This window comes from Prosthecobacter fluviatilis (assembly GCF_042655725.1).
Lineage (GTDB): Bacteria > Verrucomicrobiota > Verrucomicrobiia > Verrucomicrobiales > Verrucomicrobiaceae > Prosthecobacter > Prosthecobacter fluviatilis.
Genome location: NZ_JBHSMQ010000015.1, coordinates 40,920 through 66,357, shown reverse-complemented (window position 1 = coordinate 66,357; position 25,438 = coordinate 40,920). Strand labels below are relative to the sequence as shown.

At 61.3% G+C, this 25,438-nt stretch carries 4 protein-coding genes; all 4 read right to left on the bottom strand.

Translation table 11 applies throughout. The features are described 5' to 3' along the window. Positions 1–30: 30 nt before the first annotated feature. Positions 31–1,773: a prenyltransferase/squalene oxidase repeat-containing protein gene (locus ACFQDI_RS24410; RefSeq protein ID WP_377171978.1), complete on the bottom strand. Its 1,743-nt coding sequence runs from the start codon at positions 1,771–1,773 to the stop codon at positions 31–33. 10 nt (positions 1,774–1,783) lie between these two features. Then, on the bottom strand, positions 1,784–2,284 hold the full coding sequence (locus ACFQDI_RS24405) for a type 1 periplasmic-binding domain-containing protein (protein ID WP_377171976.1): 501 nt from the start codon (positions 2,282–2,284) through the stop codon (positions 1,784–1,786). A gap of 174 nt (positions 2,285–2,458) precedes the next feature. Next, positions 2,459–4,006, bottom strand: a complete 1,548-nt coding sequence (locus tag ACFQDI_RS24400; RefSeq protein ID WP_377171974.1) for a Gfo/Idh/MocA family protein — start codon at positions 4,004–4,006, stop codon at positions 2,459–2,461. 217 nt (positions 4,007–4,223) lie between these two features. Further along, on the bottom strand, positions 4,224–25,208 hold the full coding sequence (locus ACFQDI_RS24395) for an autotransporter-associated beta strand repeat-containing protein (RefSeq protein WP_377171972.1): 20,985 nt from the start codon (positions 25,206–25,208) through the stop codon (positions 4,224–4,226). Positions 25,209–25,438: the final 230 nt, after the last annotated feature.

The window sequence follows — 25,438 nt, the reverse complement described above, 5'->3', positions numbered from 1 at the left end:
ATCACCCAAACCTTCCGGTACTCCCGTGCGCTACGCCCTTTGTTCCGCAGCAACAAGGCTGCTTTGCCTCGCCGCCCGCAGCGCTCCCAGCGTCCAAACAACAGGATAGAGCTGCTCGTGGTACCAGAGCCGGGCAAAGTAGAGTCCGATGGGGGCTGAGGGAAAACGGGTGCCATTTTCCGTGGCGGCGATTAACCAATGGGCACTCTTCTGCACATCATCGCCCCCGTGGCTCAGCGCATGCAGCGCCACCGCCGTCTCTTCAATGCTCGCAGGCGCACTGGCATCGCCACCGAACGAGCCGTCGGGCTTCTGAACGCGGCGCAGGTATTCACGCCCCGTTTCGATCAGCGCATGAAACAGAGCGGCAAGCTGCTCACTGCCGCTCAGATGGTTCACCACTTGCGCCGTGCCATAGACGGGATTGTTTTCATCCGGTGTGTGCTCATTCCCAAACCAAAGCGGAATCCACGAGCCGTCCGCAGCTTGCACGCGCTCCAGATAGCGGAATGCATGTTGAGTGGATTTGACGATGCGCTTTTGCAGCGCCTCCGGCAGCTCATCATGCCACACCCACCACGCACACAGCGCATGTGCCGTGATCTCCGGCGTGCTGCGGTCAAAGGGCAGCGTGCCCCAGCCACGGCAAAACGTAGGAATGCCCCCGTCACGATTTTGCAGGTCCAGCAGCCAGGTGATGCCCTGCTGAACGGCGGCATCGCAAACATGACCGGTTTTCTTGAGTGCGATGAGCGCGCTCGAGGTGTCATCTGCATCCGGCACGCCCCCGGGCAGATCCGTCCAGGCCCAGCCGCCCGGCGGCGCATTGGTAAAAGGATGCACCTCGCGGTACTGCTGCGCCAGCAGCCACTGGAGAGGCGGTGTGCTGAAGTTTGTGCTGCGCAAAGACAATGTCGTCCCCCACGTCGCCAGATTGGTGTCGATGGGCCAGCTCCCATCTTCCCGCTTTGACCGGAGCAGGAACTCCACTGCCAGCGGCAGGCAGGGATGATCCAGCTGCCCCCCGCCCGCCAGCGCCATGGTGACAAAGCTAGTCAGCGGCGTGGCCTCCAGATAGCCGCCACTGCTGGGCTGCAGCGCTTTCAGCATGGGCCGAATGCGCGGCCACGCCAGCGCACGCACCCAGCGCAGCGGATTCCACCACGCAGGCGGCGCATTCTTAAAGCGAGTGTAGCCGATGGCGATGAGGGCAGGCAGCGCGTAGCTCACCACCGGCAGGCCGATGGCCCCGAACCAGGTGCGCGGCAGCGCCGCCAGCTCAAAGGGCAGCGGAATGACATGCCGCCAGGGTCTCTCTCCTAAAGTACCGCAGAGGCAGCAGAGCATGAGGATCGGTACGGAGAAAGTCTTGTCCTTTCCATACCGCGCCACCACCGCGCCGGCAATGGCCTCAGGCTCCAGCGATCCCACCCGGGCGGTGATCCACGCGTCAGCAGATCGTGCCGTCGTGGAATCCCTTTGTGCGACGAGGTGCAGTGCACTCCAGCACAGCAGCGTGGTGGACAGGTTGCTCTTGCTCAGCGTCGTGTCTCCCCAGCCGCCATCCGAGTTCTGGTGCTCGCACAGCCATTGCGCACCGGCAGCGATATGTGCCGCATGTTTGCCGCGATCCACCAGCGCCAGTGCGACGACGGCGGTCGCCGTCGAAAGCGCACTGCTGGAGAGACGCCCTTCCCAGTGCCCACGCTCATTCCGCAGGGCATCGAGATGCGCCTGCGTGTTGGCGATGGCGCGGTCCAGGGCGTCCATCATGGCCAGGATCTCAGGCTTCGAGCTTCAGCTCAGGACGGGCCTCAATGGCCTTGGCGATCGATGCCCAGCCGCCTTCGCGCTGCTGCTGGAACATGTAAAGGTAAAGCGCCACCTGCTTGGCCGGATATGCGGCCAGAAGAGCGGTAACAGCGGCCTCGGCCTTCTCGTCCGTGATTTCTTCCGGCAGTTCGCTGACCTCTCCCTTGCCGTCGTGGCTGATGCCTGCGGCATCCAGGAAGGTAATGAGCATCTGCGGCTGGCCCTTGAGCAGCCAGATTTGGAAAATCTGCGCCGTCACTTCCTCATTCGACTTCGTGTTGAGCTGCTCCAGCAGCCATTCGGCCTGCTTGGCGCGGGATTTCTCCAGGATGAAGGCAGGACGCAGGCGCTTGGCGGGTGCGAGCGAATCAATCACGGCCTTGTAGGCGGCACGCTGGTCGTTCTGCATGTAGGTCATGATCTGCATGCGCAGCTCGGCACCGATGGCTTGAAGAAGTTGGTTGGGTCGCATCTGGAGTTTTGGTGGGAACGGGGGGCTCAGCTAGCACCACGGCGCTGAAGTCGCAACCGTTTTGCCTCAAAGCAGGAGAATCCTTACCTGCCAGGCAATTCCCATTGGCTGCATGAAAACGCGGAGCCGGTCTCCCGGCTCCGCGCTGCATGAACGGGTTTAAATCAGGGATGATCAGCCGATTTTCGGCAGCTCAAAGCCTGCGGCATACTCATCCTCGGCCAGCTTGTTGGCCTCGGCGGCAAACTCGCCGGTGAACTTCTCGGCCACGGGATCAAACTCCAGCCATGGACCGGCGCTGATCTTATCCACATTGAGGTCCAGCTTGTTGGCTTCGAGGTTGGCCACGAAATCAGCCAGGGTTTCCTGACCGGCCTTGTCGTTGGCAAGGCGCTCCTTGACCTCCGCCACGCTGAGCTGCCTGCCCAGGCGGTAGGAGATGTTCGAAAGATGCGCGAGCGAGGCGGCATGATAGCCATGGGCCACGTGCAGGTTGCTGTTGATCAGCTTCCCGGCGCGCACGGACTCGATGAAGTTTTTCATGTGATCGGCGCCTTCGTCGAAGCCATCGAATTTCTGGATCGCCTGGCCCTGGTTGTCGTAGGCTTTCGCTTCCGCGACGAAACCACCTTCGCAGTGGATCACGTTGCCGATACGAGGGGCGGCGGTCTTGCCGTTGATGCGGAAGACGGGCTCATAGCCCTTCGTCCAGTTCATGTCCTTCATGGGCAGTCCGCGGTTGTCAAAGAGCAGCGGTGCACCTTCGGCCCACTGATAGAAAGCCATCTGGTTGTTGGCGGTTTCGCCATCATCCTGGTAGCCCCAGCGGCCGCCAAAGCTCATCACGCGCTTCGGCAGCAATTCAGGATTGCCCAGTGCCCAGCGGGCCACGTCCAGCTGATGCGGCCCCTGGTTGCCGATGTCGCCATTGCCATAGGCCCACTGCCAGTGCCAGTCATAGTGCATCTGCTCGCGGCGCACAGGCAGGACCGCGCGCGGGGCGGACCAGAGGGTGTAGTCCAGATCCACGATCTGCGGCTTGCCACCGGTGTCGCGGAAGGTACCGGCGATGCGGCCGGCGGCGTCAGGCTTCACGGGCTCGGCCACCTTGCCGATGCTCTTGCGCGCCTTGTAGTTGATGCCGCGGGAGAGCTGCACTTTGCCGATGTTTCCGGCCTTGACCCAGTCCATGGCGGCCTGCCAGCCCGGGGAGGAGCGGCGCTGCATGCCATGCTGCACCACGAGGCCCTGCTTTTCAGCCACCGCCGCGGCTTCCACCAGCTTGCGGCCTTCCCACATGTTGTGGCAGACGGGCTTCTCCACATAGACGTGCTTGCCGTTCGCGATCGCCGTCATGGCAATCAGCGTGTGGCTGTGGTTTGGCGTGGCAATGGTGATGGCGTCGATCTCCTTGTCCGCGCAGCACTCACGGAAGTCCTTGTACTGCTTCACGGTGATGTTTTTCTTGGCCAGGGAGGCGACGTGCTTTTCCATCACCTTGTTATCAACATCGCAGAGAGCGACGATGCGTACGCCCTTGATGCCGAGAAGGCTGCCGATATGGCCGGCACCACGGCCGTTGAATCCGATGACCGCGACACGGACATCAGCATTGGCTCCCAGGGGAGCAGAAAATGTAGGCAGGACAGCGAGACCGGCGGCGCCGGCCACAGTGCCGCGGATGAAAGTGCGGCGGGTGGTTTGGTTTGGAGTGGTTTGCATGGGAATAGTAGGTAGGTCAGGCACATCGCCGAGCCCGGGAGGGCGCGGACTGGAATTTCACGAGCCTAGCCAAAACGTCACATAAAAGGCAACCTTTCCTTTGATTGCCCCTCTGTTTGTGTCCAGTCCCACGCCGTTTGTGACCTTTCCACGCACCATCCACCGCAAAACAGAAGGGATAATGTGCTGAATCCCCCCTGTATCCAGATTCGGGTGATCAGGCAGCCAGGCGACGACGGCGGCGCAGCAGCAGCCCCAGCAGCCCCAGCATGATCAGGAGCAGGCGCCCAGGCTCGGGCACCACCACCAAAATGCCATAGCTGTCAAAGAGGCTGGTGTCCCATGCCAGCCCTGCCGAGAAGCTGGTCAGGTCCTGCAGCTGCAGGTTGTTCGCCACACTGAAGGCTCCCATCGCAGACAGGGCGCTGTCGTCATGTGTCACCCCCAGCGTGCTCCAGTCCATCACATTGAAGACGCTGCCGTAAGTCACTCCGGAAAGATTGTTCAGAGACACCACCACCCGCTGGTCTGCTGTGCTGCTGCTGCCCAGAACGATCGTATCAGCGGCTGAGATGAAATCATGGCTGCCTGCATGCGTGTCATTCCAGCTCGTGCCCGCTCCTGTGTTCGCGATCCCGCCAATGCTCGAGACATAGTCTGCTGCCGTTCCGCTGGGATTGGCGTGGAACCACGCGGCAAATGCCGTGTCGGTCGAGTCCGCGGTGGTCAGGCTCAGATGGATCGAGCCCGTGTTCGCCACCGTCAGCGAGTTCGAGGCAGCGCTGAAGGTCAGCGTCGCATTGCCCGTGCTCGGATCACCATCTCCCGGAGCCAGTACACCACCGCTGCCGATGATCGTGCTGGTCGCGATCGTGCCAGAGCCCGAAAGCGTTCCGCCATTGCCCACGGTCACCGTGCTGGCGGTGATGCTGCCTGTTCCACCTGCGCCTACTTGCAGCGTGCCGCCATTGACCGTCGTCGCCCCGGTGGAAGCCTGCGTGCCACTGATGACCAGAGTCCCGCCGTTGACCGTCGTCGTGCCTGCGTAGGAGTTCGCACCGCTGAGCACCCAGGTGCCGCTGCCGGCCTTCACCACGCTGGTCGTGTTGGTGCCGCTGTTGTCCACGATGGCACCGCTGATTTCGCCCGTGCCCGTGGTGGACCCCTGGAGGGTGAGAACTTTGGAGCCCGCCCCCGTGGCCGTGAAGTCGCTCGTAAATTTCATGGCTCCTGTTCCAGACTGATCCAGCGTGGCGCCGCCCGTGGTACCAGCAAGGTTCACCACCCGGTCCGTCGTTTCGCCTGTCCCGGTGTAAACGAGGGCGCCTGCAGTGGCGCCTGAACCCATGTCGATGGTGCCGTTGGCAGCGTTGCTCGGTGTTCCCAGGCTGCTGCCAGCGCTTTGTGCAGGTGTCGCGACGCTGTTAAGGGAGGCCACGCTCAGTGTCCCCTCCTGGATGCTTGTCTTGCCGCTGTAGGTGTTCACCGCTGTGAAGATCAGTGTTCCTGCACCGACTTTGGTGATCGGGCCGCTGCCCAGAATCACACTGTTCACGGTCGTCGTGGTTGCCGCTGCGGTGTCAAATGTTCCGCCAGAAACACCGACCGTGATCCGCCGTGTGCTGGCGATCACCAGAGACGCCGTGGTCTGCAGCGTGCCTCCGTCCAGCGTGAGCTGGTCATCCACATTGCTGCCTGGCGCCGCTCCCAGATTGTTGTCCGCAGAGATGCTCAGCACCCCGCCTGTCACAGAGGTCTTGCCCGTAAAGGTGTTTGCTCCGCTCAAAATAACGGTGCCGCCGGTCGTCTTGCTCACACCCACGCTGCCAGCGAGGACGCCAGACACCGTGCCGCTCTGCAGGTCAAACGTCGTCGTGCTGGTCAGCGCCCCGCCACCGACAATGTCGAGGATGAAACCACCGCCAGTCAGTGAGACCCCGGCCACCGTCTCCGTGTAGCCGTTGAGGCGGAAGGTGCCTCCGGCAACAGTCAGCGTCATGCTGTCCAGAATCTGGCTGCTCTGCAGGAGTTTGAGGACGCCCGTGGTGTTCACGATGACGTTGCCAGACCAGGCGTTCGCAGCCGTTGCATTCAGATCCACCTCGCCCTGGTTCACCGTCAGGAGGCCGCTGGCCGTGTTGGCTCCGCTCAGCACCTGCGTGCCTGCACCTGTTTTGGTGAAATTGATCACGCCGGCATAGGCCAGCGGTGCCGCTGTCGTGGAGTCCGCGCCGACCGCGTACCCGTCCGCAATCACCCCGTTGAAGGCTCCGTTCGCATCACCGTTGCCAACCGTCAGTGTGTTGCTGGTGTTCGCACCCGCACCTGGCGTGCTGATCACATAGCCGCCCGTGGTGGAGTTGAGTCCGTTGATGGCCTGATTATAGCCGCCCAGATCGAGAGTTCCTGGAGCGAGGACCGTGGCGGAACCACCGATGGCCACACCGGTGGCGGTGCTGTCGCCGACGAGTGTGACGTCACCTTTGCCCGCACCGCTTGGCAGTGCATTCGTGGTGCCAAGCTTCAAGGTCCCCTCATTGATGATCGTGGAGCCGGAGTAGGTGTTGTTGCCGCTCAAGATCTGCGTGCCGCTGCCGATCTTGTTCAAGGAGATGTTCCCCTGAATAACACCCCCAAAGTTGTTCAGCCCTGTGGAGCTCACCCCGGCAGCTGCTGCGCCCAGCGTGTAGGGCGCCAGGTTGCTGCTGTTGTTCGAGCCCAGCGTGAGCGTGAAGAGCGTGCCCACCGTGTTGCGGACGGTTCCGGTACCCGCAAGGCCGTCAAAACTTTCCGCCGTTGCAGTGGCCCCTGTGCCCATCACATCAAAGATGCCTCCGCTTCTGACGACCACGCTGGAGGCATCACCGATCTGGTTGCCGCCCGCCCCTGTCAGATTCGCCACAGCCCCGCTGCCCACAATCAATGCCGCATATGGCACACCATTGCCATTGGTGGCCTCGCCCAGCGCCAGCACTGACGACTTGCCCAGATTGAGCACACCACCGACGACTTCGATGCTCAGGTTGCTGTTCGCTGTCGTGCCTGCCAGCGTCAGGGTTCCGAGCCCCGTTTTCTGCAGCAGACCGGTGTTGAGTCCCGTGGCGCTGGAAATGCCGGTAATGCCCTGCGCTGTCTGCGTCAAGGTCACCCCTGATGCGAGGTCGATGGCGGCAGATCCGTTGACAGTGATGCCAAAGATCAGGTTGTTGGTGGCCGTCTGGCGCAGGACGCCTCCGTTGAGGATGATGTTGGTGGCACCCGCCGTCGGGGTGCCCAGGTTCTGTCCCGTGGCGCTGCCGTTGCTGTATTCGACTGTTCCCGCATTGATGATGAGGGAGCCCGTGTAGCTGTTGGCACCTGCGAGCACCAATGTGCCGGCGCCCGATTTCGTCAGCGCTGTCGCAGTGCCTTTGACCACCGCATTAAGCGTCAGCCTGTTCGTGGAATTGTTCCCCGTTCCGCCGGTGAAGACGATGATTTCAGAGCCCGTGGCCCCAAGCTGAGTGCCCCCGGAAATGGTTGCACTTCCAAGGGTGTTGTCAAAGATCACCCCACCCGAGGTCAGAGCATTGGTGCCGTTGAGCGTCAGATTTGTGCCGCCCGAGCTGCCCACGAGTTTCAGTGTGTTGAAGCTGGCCCCAGAAGTGCTCAGCGTCACCGAGCCGCTGCTTAGGATGAAATTGCCAGTGGTGCTGTTGGCGGCGGCCGTGAGCGTGGTGTAGCTGCCAGCCGCCAGCGCGATGATGCTGTTGCTCCCAGACTGCACGGCCCAGTCAAGACCGTTAAACGTCGCATAACCGCCGATGATGCCGCCCGAATTGTTCGCTATCGTGGAGATGATGGTGTTGGCGCCGCCGGCCGTCGTGCTGGTGAAGTTCAGCGTACCACCATTGAGCGCCGCGCGGGTGAAGACGTTGCCCAGGTTGAGGTTCAGCGCCTGCGTGGCGTTGTTGTTGGTCAGCGCGATGGTATGCGCCCCCTGGTTGATCGTCAGGTTTCCAAACGCCTGCGTCAAAGCGAATGCTTTCGCAGCATCGTGAACGATCTCCAGGGTGCCGCCGCCACCGAGCGTGGCCGACCCCGCTCCAAAGGTCAGCGGCATAAGCGTCGTCTCAGCAATGAACCGATCCGTTGCCGCGGTGAAATTGACGGAATCCAGCTGCAGCTTGCCGCCATTGATCTGCATCGTGTTGGCAAATCCACCTGTCGCACCCGTGTAGGTGCCGTTGGCCCCACGCAGCGTCAGCGTTCCTGCGCCGAATTTGGTAAAAGTCCTGGCCGCCGTGTTGGTTCCGCCGTTGATCGCTCCCGTGATCACGAGCGTGCCGCCAGCGCCGACGACAAAATTGGGCGATTTATCGGCAGTCACCGTCAGCGTCCTTGTACTGGCTCCCGCAAGAACGATGGCGCCAGAAGTGCCCGGCTGCAGTATGAGCGTGCTGCTGCCCATCGTCAGCCCCCCGTTGGTGCCCAGCGAGCTGTCTCCATCGATGGTCAAAGTGGTGCTGTCACCGAGGGTCACCGCTCCGGAGAATGTCTTCGCCACACCACCGTTGCCAGCAGCGGAGAGGATGCTGAACAAGCTCGCCGTGCTGCTGTTGAGCGTGATACCGTTGGTGCTGTTGGTGATGTTGCCCAAAAAGATTGCGGCATGGCTGGTGCGTATGTGCAGCACAGCAGAAGCAGCGCGTGCATTCAGATCCAGTGTGCCGGCATACGTGATGGCCCCTTGGTTCGTGTTGTTGGCGATGCCGTCGCTGGTCTGGTCGCCCGACACCACAAAGGCAACAGTGCCCGTCTGCGTGTCCAGGATGCGGTTGGCCACCACGCGGTCGCCATTGACCGCACCAAACGTCACTGTATTAGCACCGCCGACGGTGATGGTTCCCGTGCCAAACGCGGCATCAGAGCCCACTCCCACCACGCTGGTGGACCCCGCCAGCGTCGTGTTCACCCCAGTGCCGCCGCTGTAGTTCTGCGTGGCGGTCACCGTCAGATTGCCGGGAGCCAGGTCCACACTGCGTGCTCCGGTCAGGGTGTTTTTGCCGGACAGCACCAATGTCGTCGATGGTGCATTGGTGCTTATCACAGGAGCCACGCCACCAAAACGGTAGGTGGAACCGTTCGGGGTCATTATGCCGGTGTAATACACCGCCTTGTTGGCGGGATTGAAGGCTGTGAGACGCATGTTCGTCACATTGCCCACACTGAAGTCCAGATTGTCACTGCTGTTCACATCCAGGGCAAAAGCACCGTTGGAGCTCGATGCCAGGCGGCTGTTCCAGAAAAGCAGGGGGTTCGTGGATCCCGCCATTCCAATGGCCGCAGGAGCACTGGCTCCATGAGTCACCGTGATCGTGCCGCTTGCGCCAAGGACCGCATTCGCGCTGGCAAAGTAGAGCATGCCTCCCGAAACAGTCACCGGCACCACCCCTGTGTTGTTCGTCCCGGTAAGAGACAATGCGCCGATGCCTGTGGTCATGGTAAAGCCACCACCGGAGCCAAAGATGAGGTTGCCGCTCAGGATGGCATCCACGATGGCTGAGCCGTTGCCAATATCCAGCGTGCGCACCGCCGTGCCGAAGTCGATGCTGTTCTGGAAATCCACCGTCCCGGCTGCAGCGACGTTTGCCCCGCCCTGCCCGAGCTGCAGCCTGGAGGCCGCAGGCACAAAGCTGGCCGCGCCCCACGTCAGAGTGGCCCCGGCACCGCCCAAGTTCACCACCGCAGTCGTGTTCGCAGTCTGGTTGCTGAAACCGCCGTTGCCCGTCCACTGGATCTGGTCAAACCCGGTTCCCACAGAACGGTAAACACCCCCAACGGTGCTGTTGATTTCCAGAATCGCGCGCTGCGTGCCGGTCGCAGCAAAGATCAGGTTGCCGCCCCCTGTGTTGGTCGAGTTCGGGGTCGCTCCACCCACGCCGCCACCCAGATCTGTCTGCGCATTCACGCGCAAAACGCCTCGGTTGATCGTGGTCGTGCCAGTGTAGGTGTTGGTCCCGGACAAACGGTAAACACTGGAGTCTCCTGATCCGCTCAGAATCAGGCTGGTGGCTCCGCCGTTGTCGCCAATGCTGAAAGTGAAGATTTTCACGCGGGCATCGGCACCCACCAGCGTCAGAGTGCGCGCCCCCATTCCGGCAAGCTGCAGCACATCGCCCGCCGTGCCGATGGTGTTGTCCTGCCCCGTGCTGCTCTGGGTGATCGTGCCACCGTTAAGCCCCAGCGTGAACACTCGGTTGATGGTCGAGTTGCCGCTGATCGTAAAGCCACCGCCATTGAGCGTGATGCCGCTGCTGCCCGCGATACGGTTCACACTGTCCACGGTGACCGTGCCGCCATTGATCACGATCTGTCCGTTGATGGCGTTCGTCGATGTGCTCAAGGTCAGCGTGCCAAGCCCGGATTTTGTCAGCGCCACATTGCCGGCCACCCCAGTGCCAGAAGTGATGACGCTGGCAATGGTCAGCGCATCCGCAGATGCATCCTGCCGGATGACCAGCTCTCCGCTAGTTGCCACAGTGCCGCCAGTGATGGTGGCCGTGGTTCCCGTTTTGATCAGGCCGCCGCTGGCAATGGTCAGCGTCTGTCCCGACCCAAGAGTGATGCCAAAAGCTCCGGCGATTTTGAGCGAGTTAATGGACACCGTGGTCTGCGCGGTCACAGCAGCGGTGTTGAGCTGGATGTCCTTGCCCGCCACCGAAGCGCCAAGTGTGGCACCACCTGCCGAAGTGGCAACGTTCGTGTCCGTGGAATAGTTGATGGCGCGGACGTAGCCCGTCGCATCATACACTGCGAAATCAACCCCGCCGAAGTAGAGACCGGCGTTCAGGAACTGGCCGGCTGTCGGCGCGGAGGTGAGGATCACTTTATTGACAGACGCAGAAGAGCCCGTTCCAGCCACCGCGAAGTTTCCGGTGGCTCCTGCAGTGCGCGTCGGCAGTGCCGCAAAAGTCAGCGTCGTGCTCTGGGCCGCAGTGCGGGTGGAAAGCACAACACCATCACCGACGCCAAAGGTGAGCGTTCCAAATGTCTGGCTCAGGGTTCCGGAAGCACCCGTGTTGTCCATGTTAAAGGTGCCGTTGCCACCAAAGGACAGTGCCGACCCCGAAGCCAGAGAGCCCGTCTGCCTGTTGAGCTTGAGAGTGCCGCCGCTCACTGTGGTCGTGCCGGTGTAGGTGCTGGCAGCAGTCAGGGTCAAAGTTCCCAGGCCGATTTTGGTCAGCCCACCGTTGCTCAGGCCGCTGGTGCCGGTGTTGCCGTTGCCCAGAGCCGTGGCGAAGGTGACGTTTTGTCCGTTGGTGTCGATGGTGCCTCCACTGGCTATGGTGATGCGGTTGGACAAATCCATAGTGATGCCCGAATAGCGCAGGATGCCTCCGTCCAGAATGAGGCTGCCGGTGGTGGTTGTCGGAATGCCCAGCTGGTTGCTGTTCGAAACCACCAGCGTGCCGCCCGCCAGCGTTGTGGTGCCCGTGTAGTTTTGTGCTGCGGTGAATTCCACCGTGCTGTTGCCGCCATAAATGCCCAGGCCGCTGCCATACGACCCATTGTCACCAATAATCACATTGTTCGCACCCGTGATCACATTCGCTGTGGCGATCTGCAGGTAGCCGCCGCTGCCTCCCAGCGTGGCGGTGGAGACCGCCGCCCAGGGAGCACCGCCACCAAAGCGATAGGTGCTTCCAGATCCCGCTGCCAAAGCTGAGCCGCTGAAAATGCGCGCACCCACAGCCCCCAGATACATGTCACTGCCGGAAACGCCTGTCGTGCCGGTGTTGTTAAAGTTCAGTGCATACACGCCGTGAGAGATGGCCTCCACCACGTCCTCGGCGTTGTCAGTCAGGGCGTTGCTCGTCACCAGGCCACCGGTGATCTTCAGGTAGAAGTTCACCCCATGGCTGGTCGTCTGGTCATCAAAGATGCCGCCGGTCTGCAGCACCACAGTGTTGAGCACTCCTGTCGCACGCAGCACACCTCCCGAGATGGTGATGGTCGGGCGCGTGGGATCGATCGTGAGATCCGTGCCTTCCGCCGCATTGGTCTGGGTGCCAGTCCAGTTCGAAAGGTCACCTGTCAGAACGAGGGTGCCCGCACCGCTCTTCACCAGGTTGATGTTGTTTTGGAAGCCGACGCTTCCGGTGCCATCCCAGCCGATGAGACCGCTGTAGGTGTCGGTCAGTCCTGCCCCGATGTTCAGGGTCAGCGTCGAATTGTTCACCGGGCTTCCGGCGCTCGTGCCGCCATCCGCACCGCCTACGATGCTGTTTGAAGTCCCCGTGCCGCTGGTGCTGAGGATGTTGGTGGATGTTGTCTGGTTGAACGTCTGCGAGCGCTGTGAGCCTGCTGTCGTCGTCCCGTCGGCATTGCCACCGATGACGATCTTGCCGCTGGTGGTGCCAGTGCCCAGAGTCACGCTGACCACATTGGAGTTAAGACGGTTGTCCCCTCCTGCGAGCCAGAGCGTGCCGTTCTGCACGGCCACGGCGCCCGTGCTCGTGCTCTGCCCGGACAGCCTCCAGCTCCCGCCTCCGTTCTGCGTGATCCTGGTGAAGCCACCTGCAGTCGCAGACCCACCGACAGCGTCGGAAATGACCCCGCCGATGCTGTTGCCGGTGCTGCTGCCACTCAGTACGATGGTGTCAAATTGCGCGCTCGTAAACCCGCTCATTCCGTTGGTCACATTACCCACGATGCTGACGGACGTCGTCGTCGGGTTCAGAGTTGTGGTCTGTCCTGTGCCAGGAGAAAGCGCCAGACTTGCCAGCTCCACCGTATAGCCGTTGGAACCGGTGAAATTCAGCGTACGCACGACTGCGGAAAGCTGAGTCAGAGCGCCAAACCTGACCACGCTGCCGGTCGTGGCGCCACCGTTGTTGCCCACATCAATGGTTGATCCAGACGTGGCGAGTGTGAGGTTGGTTGCCGTCCGGTCGATCGCCCCGGCGGTGTCATCACGATAGGAGAACGTGCCTCCTGAAAGCGAGATGGCTGTGGAGGAAGACAACGCGGCAGCACCGTTGATTTGAAGAATCCCTGCCGAGATGGTCGTGGTTCCGGAGTACGTGTTTGCCCCTGCCAGGATCCACCGCCCCGCCCCAGACTTGGTGAGAGAGGTGATGTTTGCACCGGTGCCACTGTCAGCAATGCTGCCATACAAGGTGTTGCTGCCCGTGCTGGTTCCCGTCAGAGTCATCGTACGAGCGCTGGCGGTGCCGGACATGGCGTAGGCCCCGGTATTGGTAAAGCTGACTGCACCTGTGCCCGAGCCGTCCAGTGAGAAGGAGCCCCCGACACTGAAGAGCCTGTCTGTGCTGGTGTCACCGCCAGTGTATTGGAAGGTGCCGCCGTTGAACACGAGATTGCCGGCGGCGTTCGTTGCAGCTCCGATGTTGCTGCCCACGCCGCCGTTTGCAAGGCTGGTGACGACCAGCGTGCCAGCCGTCAGAGTCGTGCTGCCGCTGTAGGTGTTGGTGTTCGTCACCGCCCAGGTCCCCGTTCCCTGCTTGACCAGCCCCACCGTGGTGCCCGTTCCGTCTGCCAGCAGAGTTCCGATGCTGCCCGCTCCTGCCGTGCCAGTGCCGCTGCCCTGAAGGTAGAGGAACGCGTTGCCCAGACCTCCCGTCACCGTCATGGCGTTGCTCGCGGTGAGAGTCAGCGTTCCCGCCGTCGTCCCCGAAGCATCAAAGCCGCCGCTGACATTGTTGAGAGTAAAGTTGCGGTCCGTGGTGCCTGCGGTCGTGCCGGTGTATTGCAAAATGCCGCCCCCGGCAGTCGTGCTGCCGAGCAGCAGGTTTGCGGCACTGTTGGAGGAAGCCCCAAGGGTGCCGTTCACACCTCCGTTGGTCAGCGTGGCCACGCTGAGCAGACCTCCCTGGATGTCTATTCCTCCGGTGAAGGTGTTTGCCCCGCTCAGTGTCAGAGTCCCAGTGCCTATCTTTGTCAGACCACCGCTTGTATTGGCCACCAGCGTTCCCACAGCCACAGAGGCTCCTGTTCCACCGCCACCAGACAGTGTCACCGTCGGCGCCACGGTATAAGTACCTGGATTGGTGATGACGATTCCCGTCACCTGTCCGCCGCTGATCAATGCATATCCCGAGGCAGGTGTGCCCCCGGCCACCAGCGTGCCACCTGTGAACTCCACGGCCGGGGCGCCCACATAGCCCGTCCCTCCCGTCACTGTCAGACTCGACTGCGCCACCCCGCTGCCCGTGGCTCCCTGCAAAACGTTGGAAAAGGTCACCGCAAAGCTGTTGGTGTCCACCTTCAGGCCGCCGGTAAAATTCTGCGAGGCATCCCCTGTCGCGGCAAAGTTGTTGATGGCCCCAAAATTGTTGCTGACCACCGTGTGATTGGCCGTTGAAGCAGGAATCACATTGGTCAGGGCTGCATTCGCCTTCAGCGTGCCGCCCGTGAAGTTAAAGTATTCACTGGTAGCACCGGTCGTTCCTACAAGCGCGGTGTTTGCACCCACGGCCAGCGTTCCAGCCGCCAGGTTCACAAAGCCTGAGATGCCTGTTCCCGGGGAGGAAAAACCAAAGGTGATTCCTTTCGCTGGTCCCGTGTTCACTGTGCCGCCTGCAATGTTCAACGTGCCGGAACTGTTCGCGTTCTGCATGGTGATCTGGAAGTTGTTGCTGGCACCGGACGTCCGGATGAAGCTGCCGCCCGGTCCCACCGTCATCTGCGCCAGCCCGGCATACGCGATGATGAAATAGTCTCCCGTGTTTTGTGTCAGCGTACCCGTGCCTCCCACATACAGCACCCCGACCGCCGAGCCACCTGGCGCATTCACGTCGAAACGGCCGGTGTTGAAATTGCCCCCGGTGATGTTGAGGTAACCGTATCCTGTCTTGGCAACCCACTGCGTGTCGGTTCCATTGGTAGGCACAATCGTCACCGTTCCAGCAGTCTGGTTCATGACCGCAACGCTGCCGACGGCGTTTGCCCCTGTCATGATGAAGCCGCTGTAGGTGCCGCTCAAGTTGACGATCGAAATGCCTGCGGAATCCCCGTACTTCAGCGCGGATGTGGAGGCACTGCCGGTCCAGGACCCGGTGAGGTTCAGCGTGCTCGCGTTGACGGTGGTGTTGCCGGTGTATGTGTTGGTGCCATCAAGAACCAGCGTGCCGCCTCCGTTCATGATCACCGATCCCGTGCCACTGATGTTTCCAAATCCCGTGCTCTGCGTGATCGTGTTGCTCCGGTTGAGCGTCAGCGTTCCGCTGTTTGCTATCCCGCCCGTGGGATCCAGCGACCCCACCGTGCCACCAATGCCCAGCTGCAGCGTGCCTGCCGAGATCGTCGTCAGCCCCGTGTAGGTGTTTGTGCCGCTGAGCACCAGAGTGCCCGCTCCAGCCTTGGTGAGTGAGCCGTTGCTCAAAATGGAGGAGATGGTGAGGTCTGCCGCAGCTGTGGTGCTGTCACCCACGGTGAACGTGCGCTGCGCCCCTTGAAGATTCAGATTCGCGACACTGATAAGGCCGCCAAGCGGGTTGTTCGTTGCCGTGTAGGTCACGTTGCCGCCGAGGTTGAGTGTGCCACCCGAACCCGCGATCACTGGAGCGCTTGTGGCTGCCAGTCCGCCAAGCGTGATGCCGCTGGCCGCAAAGGTGTTGCTGCCGATGTCGATGGTCGAGGTGCTGGCAGTTGCAGCTGTCACATTCAGCGTCCCCAGGCTCGTGCTGCTGGCATTGGTAAGGCTGATCGTTCCTGTGCCGGTCTGGCTGATTCCAAAGCCAGCACTGCCGGCAATGAGGCTGTTGATGGTAATAGCACCGCTGTTGAAAGTCAGCACTGCACTGCCATTCAGGGTGTTGGTGGCTGTGTCGCCATAGGCTCCGGAGAGAGTCTGCGCCCCGTCCACAATCAGTGTGGCCGTTCCGGAAAGAGTGAGCCCCGTGGTGGTGGGCAGAGCATTGGTGACAGTGAGCAGGCGCAGGGTGCCACCGCTCAGGATGGTGGCACCGCCATAGGTGCTGGCCGCACCCAGAGTCAACGTGCCGATTCCGCTCTTTGTCAGCCCACCCGTCCCGCTGATGACACCTGTGCTTATCGTGGTGTTCCCTGCACCTGCGATGGTGAGCGAATTGCCGCCGTTGGTCACATTGCCGGTCACGGTGAAGAGATTGCTGGTGGAGTTGTTGGTCCACGTTTGCGCCGCACCCAGCGTGAGCGCGCTGTTGATCGTCACCGCCCCTGCGGCGGCATCAATGCTGATGCCCGTGCTGCTGCTGGTCGGCGTGATGGTGAGCACACTGCCGGAGATGGAAACAGCATTCACGCTGCTGGCATCAAACGACAAGGTCCGTATCCCGATGCTTGAGCCCAGGATGGTATCGACCGGCCCAAGGGGCACGCTTGGGTTCGTCGTGTAAAAGTGCACGTCTGTTCCATCGTCTGGCAGCGCATTGGTGTCCACGTTGCCCGTGGCGTCCGTCCGCCAGTTGGTGGTCACTCCGCTCCCAAAAGTGTTCCAAGTATTGTTGATCGCCCCCGACCAGTACGCGGTGGCAGGCGCAGCAGCTGTCACGAGCAGTTGCAGCATGCCGTCAGACACCTGCAGCGCACCCGAGTGAATCGTGTCCACACCCGTGAAATTGCCCAGGATCAGATTGCTCAGCGTGAGCGTGCCAGTGTACCCGTTGATGAGTGTGTAGCTGCCGACCGCGAGCGTGGCCAGTGTGTTGATGTTGATCTGCGTGTTCGCCCCGAGATTCGGCAGAAGACTTGTGATGATCAGGTCATTCACACCGCCTCCGGGCGTCGTGCTTCCGCCCAGGTCAAAGTTCAGACTGCTGAAATTGCCTGTCGTCAGGGTTCCGTTGATCGTCAGTGTGCCAACTGCGCCGGCTGTGCCGGGAGTGAGCACCGCTCCTTGTGCGAAAGAAGTGGCACCGTTTGTCGCCAGTGTCACCGACCCTCCAATGGTGCCAGTGCCACCCAGCGTGCCCTGGAGTCCCTGTGTGGCACCACCGTTCACCGTGTACGCATTGTTCGCCGCAGACGAGCCATTGATGAGCAGCGTCCCGCTGTTGATCGTGGTCGCACCCTCGTTGGTGTTGGCACCGGAAAGAGTCCAGGTCCCGGTGCCCTGCTTGGTGATGGCCGTATAGCCACCCGCAGCCAGAGAGCCGCCTGCGGCATCCGCGATGCTTCCGGAGATCGAGCCTGTGCTGACACCGTCGAGCACCAGGGTGTTACCTTTGCCCGCCGTCACCGTCATGGCGTTGGAGACACCGCCTGTGATGGCCACTGGGACATTGGCCACCAGAGTCGTGGCCACCCCTGTGGTGCCGCTGGACAGCGCGATGCTGGTGAAGCTCGCACCGTAGCCATTGGCACCATTGATCGTCAGTGTGCCGATGCTGTTGGCCGTGGTGCTGTTGGTCAGAGCTCCAAAAGCCACCGTGTTGCCAGTGGCGGCCAGCACTCCGGCATTGCCCAAGTCGATGATCCCCAGCGCATTGTTGGCGTTGAGCGCCACATTGTTGCCAAAGGTGATGGTGCCATTGCTTGTGCCACCGTTGTCGTTACGGATCTGGAGAGTCGCCGCAGTGGTGGTGCTCGTAAAAGTCAAAGCGCTGCCGGCCGCGCCAAGATTGGTCACCGTGTTCACCCGCGCGATGCCACCGGCACCGCTCAGGGTCAGGGCGCTGAAGGGATTAGTGCCACCCGTGATGCCCGTCATGTCCAGGAAGCCGGTGCCTGCATAGGTGAGTGTAGGTGCGGCGGCCGTGCCTGTCACGTTGCCCACGATGGTCGTGCCAGATCCGCTGAGAGTCAGCGCTCCGGTGCCCGCCTGAAAATCAATCGCTCCCAGGTTGACCGTACCCGAGGCATTGTTGGCGATGGTGTAGGTGGCACCCGAGGTCACCACACTGAAGCCGTTCGTGAACGTCATCCCATAGTTGCTGCCGCTCGTGAGCGTGAGCGTCTTGGCCGTGGTGGTCAGTGTCGTCACAGCCCCGCCAAAGGTGACGGTCCTGCTGAGATTGCCGCTCGTTGCCGCGTCCACGTTGATCGTAGGGCTGTTGGTGGCCACGGTGATCGGGTTGACCACGCTCAGGTTGGAGTCCGTCCGGATGTCCAGAGTTCCGTTGGTCAGAGCGATGGTGTTGGTCGTCGCCCCAAAGTTGGCTGCGGTGCCGTTGGTAATGATCCGCAGGGTGCCGGAGCCGCTAAGGTTCAGGCCGCCGCTGTAGTTGGTGGTGGTGGTCGCTGTCGGAGTCACCTGCAGGATGCCGGTGCCGCCGTAGGTCAGCGTCACGGTTCCACTGCCGTTGCTCACATCACCAACCGTGGTGAAGCCAGCTCCGTTGACCGTGAGTGTCGCGGCTCCCGTTGTGGAAGAACTCACACTGCCCAGATCAACAATGCCCGGCAGCGCCAGGTTGTTCGTGATGGTTGTTGCCCCCCCTATCGAGCCGTTCAGATCAATGCCGCCTGAAAACACAACGCTCGCCGCACTGCTCGCCACAGAAGCCGACGATGAGGCGACCCCGCCAATCCCGTTGATGGCAATGGTCTTGCCGGCAGCAGTCACCTTCAATTGCGCCAGAGTAAAAGTCACAGGCGTCGAGCTGCCGTTCACTCCGGTGCCGCCCGGAAGCTGCCCCACATTGATCCCGGAGCCCTGGGCGGGAGCTGCGCCTGTTGCCAGAAGTTGCAAAGGATTGTTATACGTGACGTTGCTGTCGCTGCGAAGTTCCAGTGTGCCGCCATTGAACACCACCGTGTTCGTGCTGGCGCCCAGCCCATAGGCATTGGTCACGCGGGTCACGCCGTTGTTCAGCGACAGGCCGCCGGAAAAAGTGTTGGCGCTGGTAGCCCCGCTAAGATCCAAGATGCCCGTGCCGCTGTACGTGATGGCCGTCAGCGCCGTGGCCGTGGCCGAATCCGTCACATTTCCCAAAACGGTCACACCGCTTCCAGCAATCGTCAGCGTCTGTGTGGTGGCTGCGGTGGTGTTCGTGCTGGTCACATTCCCCAGATTCAGCATGCCTGGAAGCAGCAGATTGTTCGTGACGGTAAATATCGCCGCTCCCGCAAGGTTGAGTGAAACACCGCCAAAAGTGACCGAGTCACCGCTGTTGTTGTTGCTGTTGCTGATGCCGCCGATCGTCAGTGCGTTGGCAGTGATGCCCTGGAAGGTGAGCTGGCCAAACGTGAAGAGATTGCCATGCCCTCCGGAGCCATTGATCGCCTCACCCACATACAGCCTGTTGTTCGCCGCTGTAGCGTTGTTGATGATGAAGCTGTTGGCGTAGGTCACGCTGGAGTCATTGCGCACTTCCAGGGTGCCAAAGTTGTTGCCGCTGAAAGTGACCGCGCCGCTTCCCAGCGCATACTGCGTCGTGACACGCACCGTCATGGCGGAGTTCGCGTCAGAGGCGGCTGTGGCAGCATTGTTAAACGTCAGCCCCCCGCTGTAATTGGTGCTCGCAGTCTGGCCTGCCAGAGTCATGAGGTTGTTGCCCGTGTAAAGTATGCCCAGCGTGGTCCCTGCCGCCTGGACAATGTCACCCGTGATGATGGTCACCGACTGCGCATTGCCCGCCGACCCGATGGTCAGTGTATGGGCTCCAAGAGAACCTGCCGTGCTGATGCCATCGATGGTGAATGCGCCCGCAGTTCCGGTTCCTGCATTTGGGACAGCAAATTGGGCCACAGAAGAGGCTCCGATGCCGTTGGTAATCGTCGTGGCGGTGCCGGCATTGAGGATCAAGCCTGCGACTCGCAAACCATAGCCTGTGATCGGATTGGTGCCGTTGAGGTTGCTGCCCACTCCAAGAGCATTGGTCACCGTCAGCGTCTGCCCGGACACGGTCTCTGTGATCGCCCCCAGCGTCATCACCTGCCCGTACCCTGTGCCATTGATGGCGCGGTCCACATTGATCTTGAGCGCTGCGTTGCCCCAAGTGATTGCATTCCCGAAATTCAGCGATGAATCCGAGCGCAGGTCCAGCTGCCCCGCTGCAGTCCAGTTGATCGTGTTGGCGCTGCCGCCAAAAGCATTGGCGCTGGTGCCCCGGATGATGCCAGTGGAGGTAATGTTCATGCCACCGGTGAAGCTGTTGTTCCCGCCGAGCGACCAGCCGCCCGACCCGGCGATCGTCAGCGTGAGGGCACCGCCCCCGGATGCGTTGCCGATGTTCCCGTTGAACTGGTTGATCGTGGCCACCGACCCGCTGCCCGTGATGCCGCTGACCGTGCCTCCGCCAGGCGCCGTTGCACCCGCAGTGCCGCCCAGTGTCAGTGTCTTGGCACCCGTGCCATCCATCAGCAGGTTGCTGTTGATCACCAGCATGCCGGGGGTGCCGTTGATACCGTTCACACCGCTGGCAGTGATGGTGGCACTGGACTGGCCGCTCAGGTTAAACTGGCGGTTGTTCAAAATCATGTTTGTGGCTCCGGTATAGGTCATCTGGACGGTGTCTCCAGCGGTTGCGGTGCCAAGGTTGATCTTGGTTCCTGCAGTATCTGCCAGCGCAAGCGCCAGGGTCAGCACATTGGCGCCCGAAGCGCCGGCTGTGTTGATCGTCAAATCTCCGGTAAAGGCAAGGCTGCCAGCGCCCGTCAAATCACCCAGTGTGATGGCTCCGGTGCCGGTTTTGATGAGGCTCAGCGCGCCTCCGGTGTTCTTGATGGTTCCGGTAAAGGTGCCGGCGCCATTGCCGGCACCGATGGTCAAAGATGCCGTTCCAGCATTCGTGTTGTCGATGATCGCCGCAGGGCCGCCGTTGAAAGCACCGACGTTCACATTGTTGCCATTGAGGTCCAGAGTTCCCCCGTTCTGAGTCAGCGCCGTGTTGCTCGCTGCAGCGCCGAATCCCGTAATGCCTGAGGCAAGCTGCACGGTGCCGCTGTTGATGTAGGTGATGCCCGTGTAGGTGCCCACGGTGGCCAGCAGGCTGGAATTTCCCAGCACCGTTGTGCCAGTGCTGAGGCCCCCGATAGTCAGGGTTGAAATGCCCGTGCCCTGAATGATCGGAGCCTGGATGCTCAGCGTACTGCTGCTGTAGTTGTTAATGACGAGGTCAGAGTTTGTGGCGGTGGCGCTCTTCAGGCCGCTGCTCGCACTGGTGCCGGTGATCGTGTAGGCGTTCGCCCCTGTGAAAAGAATGCCCCCCTGGGTCAGCGTCAGCGTGTTGGCGCCCAGCGCCAGACTGCCGCCGGCCCCACCAGGGCTGATCATGAGAGAGTTTGTCGTCCGGGCCCCGCCCAGTGTGGTAAGTGCGTTGGTGGCGATCTGCGAATTGCTCGTGTCCGTGCCAGCGGTGAGCGCCAGAGCCGCATACTTCACCGCTGCGAGCGCAGACCCATTGGTCACTGAAATCGTCGCACCTCCCGAGGCTGCATTCGTTGCCCAGTTATAACTGGAGCCATCATAGAAAACGACGTTGCGCCCGGTGGTTGCCGCCGTGTTCAAGGCGGAGCCAATCGTCACCGTGGCGTTTGTCGGAGCGCTGATCAGCAGCTGTCCGCCCGCATTCGTCGCCGTAATGGCTCCGGTAAAGGCCAGCGTGGTGGTGCCGGCACCGTTTGGCGTGAGCACGATCTGGTCATAACCAGCCTGCACAGCGAGCGTGGACAACGTCTGGCTGGTGTTTCCCGTGGCTGCCCCCTTGATGCTCAATGCGCCGCCGCTCACTGCTCCCGCACTCGCGGCCCCGAGTGTGAGAGCTGCGCTTTGCAGGAGGTTCGTGGCCGTGCTGATCCCGGTGAAATCCAGCGCCAGCGTGCCGCCATTCACTGTGACGGCACCGTTCGTGTTGCTGGCGGCATACGCAGCAGGTCCGCCAACAGTCAGCGTGCCCGTGCCGCTCTTGGTCAGCGTACCAGTGGCCAGTGTCAGCGCTGTGGTGATGCCGGTGCTGCCTGTGCCATCCACCTTGGCATTAAAAGTGCCCGTCAGCGTGGGGATGATCAGCGCCCCGGTGCCCCCGATGCGGTTCACCAAGACCGATGCACCCGTCTGTGTGAATGTGCCCGTGTTGATCGAGTAATTGTTGTCGCTGGTGAAGTAGGAGGTGAATGCACCTGACGAGACACCGTTCAAAGTCATGGTCTGCCCCGTCCCCGCCCCCCCAACCGCCCGGTCCGCATTGATGTAAGAGTTGCTTGCACCGAGAGTGATGGGGGCCGTCAGTGTAAATCCCGTGTCACCACGCAGATCCAGCACCCCGCTGTTCACGTTCACTTTGGCATTGGCGCCGCCCAGCGCCCCGGCCACCGTGGTGCGCGTGATCCCGTTGGTCATGGTGTAAATGTTGACCGTGCTGCCGGTGTTCCATGTGGAGCTGGAGTCTGCGGTCAAAGTCACGGTTCCAAGACCGCTTTTGGTGATCGTGTCAGCAGATGTACCCGCAGCCGTGTAGGTGATCGCGCCGGAAATCTTGTAATCACCCGTGCCACCAAGAACGATGGCCGCCGTCTGAGTCGAAGGATTAAAGAAGGTCAGCCCGCCGGCCAGCTCGACATTCCCGTTCCCGGAAATGCTGGGGATGTAATTCCACAAAGTGTAGCTGAGCGCTGCTGTCTGCGAAGCGATGCCCACCTTCACGGCAGACGAAGCGCCAAACTTGAGCGAGTAACCATTCGCTCCCATGAACAGGTCCGACCAGCCGCTGTCCTGAAGAGAAAGCCCGCCGCCGAGGGTCATTGTGCCATTCGTTCCTGAGCCGTTGTTGTCCACATTGAACACGGTGGTGATCGAGCGGCCAAGTCCATGAGTGGAAAAGTCCAGAGAGCCATTGTTACGCAGATCCAGCCCGATGACGTTGTTGTTCGGCAGACCGGAGCCGGTGTTGTTGAACGTCAGATTCCCGGTGCCCGTTCCGAGCGCTGTGGTAAGCTTGAGAATACCCGCGGTCAGCGTGAGCGTTCCGTTGAAGGAATTGGCTGCACCACTGAGCGTGAGTGTTCCCAGGCCCGTCTTTGTCAGCGCGAGAGCTCCTGTGCCTTCGGTCAGGCTCCCGGAGATCACGGAGTCCCCGTTGCCAGCAATCGTCCACGTCGCTGCGGCCGTGTTGGTCAGTCCTCCGGCATAGGTGATCGTTCCGTTGCCGATGTTGCTCAAGGTCGTGGCAGCAATCGCGGTCGTCCCGGCACCGCTGAAGGTGATCCCGTAGCTGTGGTTCGTGTCAAAGCTGAAGGTCAGACCCGTCGTCAGTGATGTTAATGAACCTAGCGTGAGCAAATTTCCCGTGTTGGAGCTTCCGATCTGCGGTGCCGCCACGAACGTCCCGCTGGCCGTCTGCAAAGTCAGGTTGTTCGCAGACCAGTTGGTGCTGGCATTGTTGCGGACCTCCGTCATCCCACCCGCCACTCCGATGGTGGAACCACCGATGGAAGACGTGGAACCGTTGATGCGTGTGGTCCCCGCCGTCGTGTTCAATATTCCCTGCGTTGTGCTGGACCAGCTTGAGTTGTTGCCAGAGAAAACCACCACGCCAAGATTGCTCTTGGTGATGTTGAGCGGGATGTTGGCTGCGCTGCTCGTCTTGATGTCTCCTGCGAAAACATAGTCGCCATAGCCAGCCAGGACCAGGGCTGCCGTCCCCGTGGTGACGGTCGTAATGGCATTGGTGCCGTTGCCGATGGTGATCGTCCCGGGCGAGTAGCCTGCTGCCGTGTAGCCAGGGGCGCCAAGATAGTTGTTCAGAGTTACTGTCTTCGCTCCGGTCACGGTCATCAGGCCGGTGGTCAGGTTGTAGCCATGATCTCCAACGACGTTCAGAGCAAAGGTGCCGTTGGCGGCGAATGTTCCCAGCGTGATCGTCTGCCCTGCGGCTGTTCCGCCTAGGGTGTGGTCAATGAACAGCGTGCTGGTGGCGGTGATGCCGCTCACGTTTCCCCAAGTCTTGCTCGTGTCGCTGCGCAGCTCCAGCTGGCCACCTGCAAAAGCGATTGCCGAAGATGCGCTCAGCGCCCCTGCTCCGTTGATCCTCAGAGTGCCCGCTGTGGCCGTCGTCGCACCCGTGTACGTGTTGTTCGCATTCGTCAGCACCCAAAGGCCCATGCCTGTTTTGTTCACGCCAGTCGTGGTCGTATTGTTCACGATCTGCCCGGCAAACGTGTTGATGCCCGTGTTGAAACCGGTCAGCGTCAGCGTCTTGGCACCGCTGCCGCTTGCCACCAGGTTTGAATTGATCGTGATGCTGTTCGCAGCCACGAGCGAAGCGCTGTCGATCGTTCCGCCACCCGTGGTGCCCGCAAGTTCGATGCTCCGGTTGTTCAGGGTCAGCGCCCCGGTGGCACCCACATTCCACTGCAGGCCCCCCGTGGTCCCAGCCGAACCGAGCCGGACGTTGCCATTCCCTGCGCCGTCCAGCAGAGTGCTCAGTGAAACCGTGCCCGATTGTGCCCAGAGGATGCCCGTGTTGTTGTTGCCGGTGTTGAGAAGGTACGTTGTCCCGGCGTTGGCCACTGCCAGCGTCCCGGCCCCTGTCACCTGCCCCAGCACCACCTGTGCGGCAGCCCCGTTTGAAGAAAGCAGCGCCACGGCCCCGCCGGTGTTGCCAAGCGTGATCGTACGCCCCGCCCCCAATGTCACAGGGGCATTGAACATCAGGCCCGCAGCCAGACTGCCGTTGAATGTGATGTCATTGGCCGCATTCCCAAGATTGGCATCGGCAAAAATGCCCAGTGTCCCGGAGCTGATGTTGATGTTGCCACTGAAGGTGTTGGCCCCGGAAAGGACCAGCGTGCCTGTCGTGGTACTGCTGAGATTCAGCCCGCTGGAGCCGGCAATCACAGCACTGATGGTATCAGCACCGGCTGCGTTGACCGCAATGGACGCCGCCCCCGCGAGCGTCAGCGTGTTGCTTCCCGCCGTGCCATCTCCCGTGATGTTGAAGCCTGAAGCACCTACGCTCTGGCCAAAGGTGAGAGATCCCAGAGTAACAGGAGAGCCCAGTTGCACAACGCCCCCCAGCCCCATGAAAACAGCGGTGTCGCCGCTTGTGAAAGTGGCTGGAGCTTCCGTGACGTTTCCATCCCACCAGTAGGGCAGACTTGTGTTCCATATCCCGGAACCGCCCAGACCGGCACCTGTGGTCAGGCTGTTGCCTGGCAGCACACCATCCGCATCCCAATACAAGGTCGCTGCAGTCAGCGGCTGGCCTACCTGCCAGGAGAACATCAACAACATCATCAGCGCGCTGATAAATGAACGATGTACGCGTAAAAAATTCATAATGATTTAATTTGAGGGGGAAGGTCGATGCTAAAGGAATTGGCAACCCAAAGGCAAGAAAATCTTTGTCCTTCACTGAGGGATGAGCCAATTGGCGACTCGTCTCAAAAGTCTCAAATTTTGACTTAAGAATCAATAGGGCCGTTCTTCTTCCGACCCCAGGCTGGCTGCTCCAGCAGAGTATTATAGTGTTATGAACCCACCTGAGCACGGCTTCGCCGGGCCAGCGT

Coding starts and splice junctions, on each gene's coding strand:
- ACFQDI_RS24410 (WP_377171978.1), bottom strand. CDS start 1,773: ATGATGGACGCCCTGGACCGCGCCATCGCCAACACGCAGGCGCATCTC.
- ACFQDI_RS24405 (WP_377171976.1), bottom strand. CDS start 2,284: ATGCGACCCAACCAACTTCTTCAAGCCATCGGTGCCGAGCTGCGCATG.
- ACFQDI_RS24400 (WP_377171974.1), bottom strand. CDS start 4,006: ATGCAAACCACTCCAAACCAAACCACCCGCCGCACTTTCATCCGCGGC.
- ACFQDI_RS24395 (WP_377171972.1), bottom strand. CDS start 25,208: ATGAATTTTTTACGCGTACATCGTTCATTTATCAGCGCGCTGATGATG.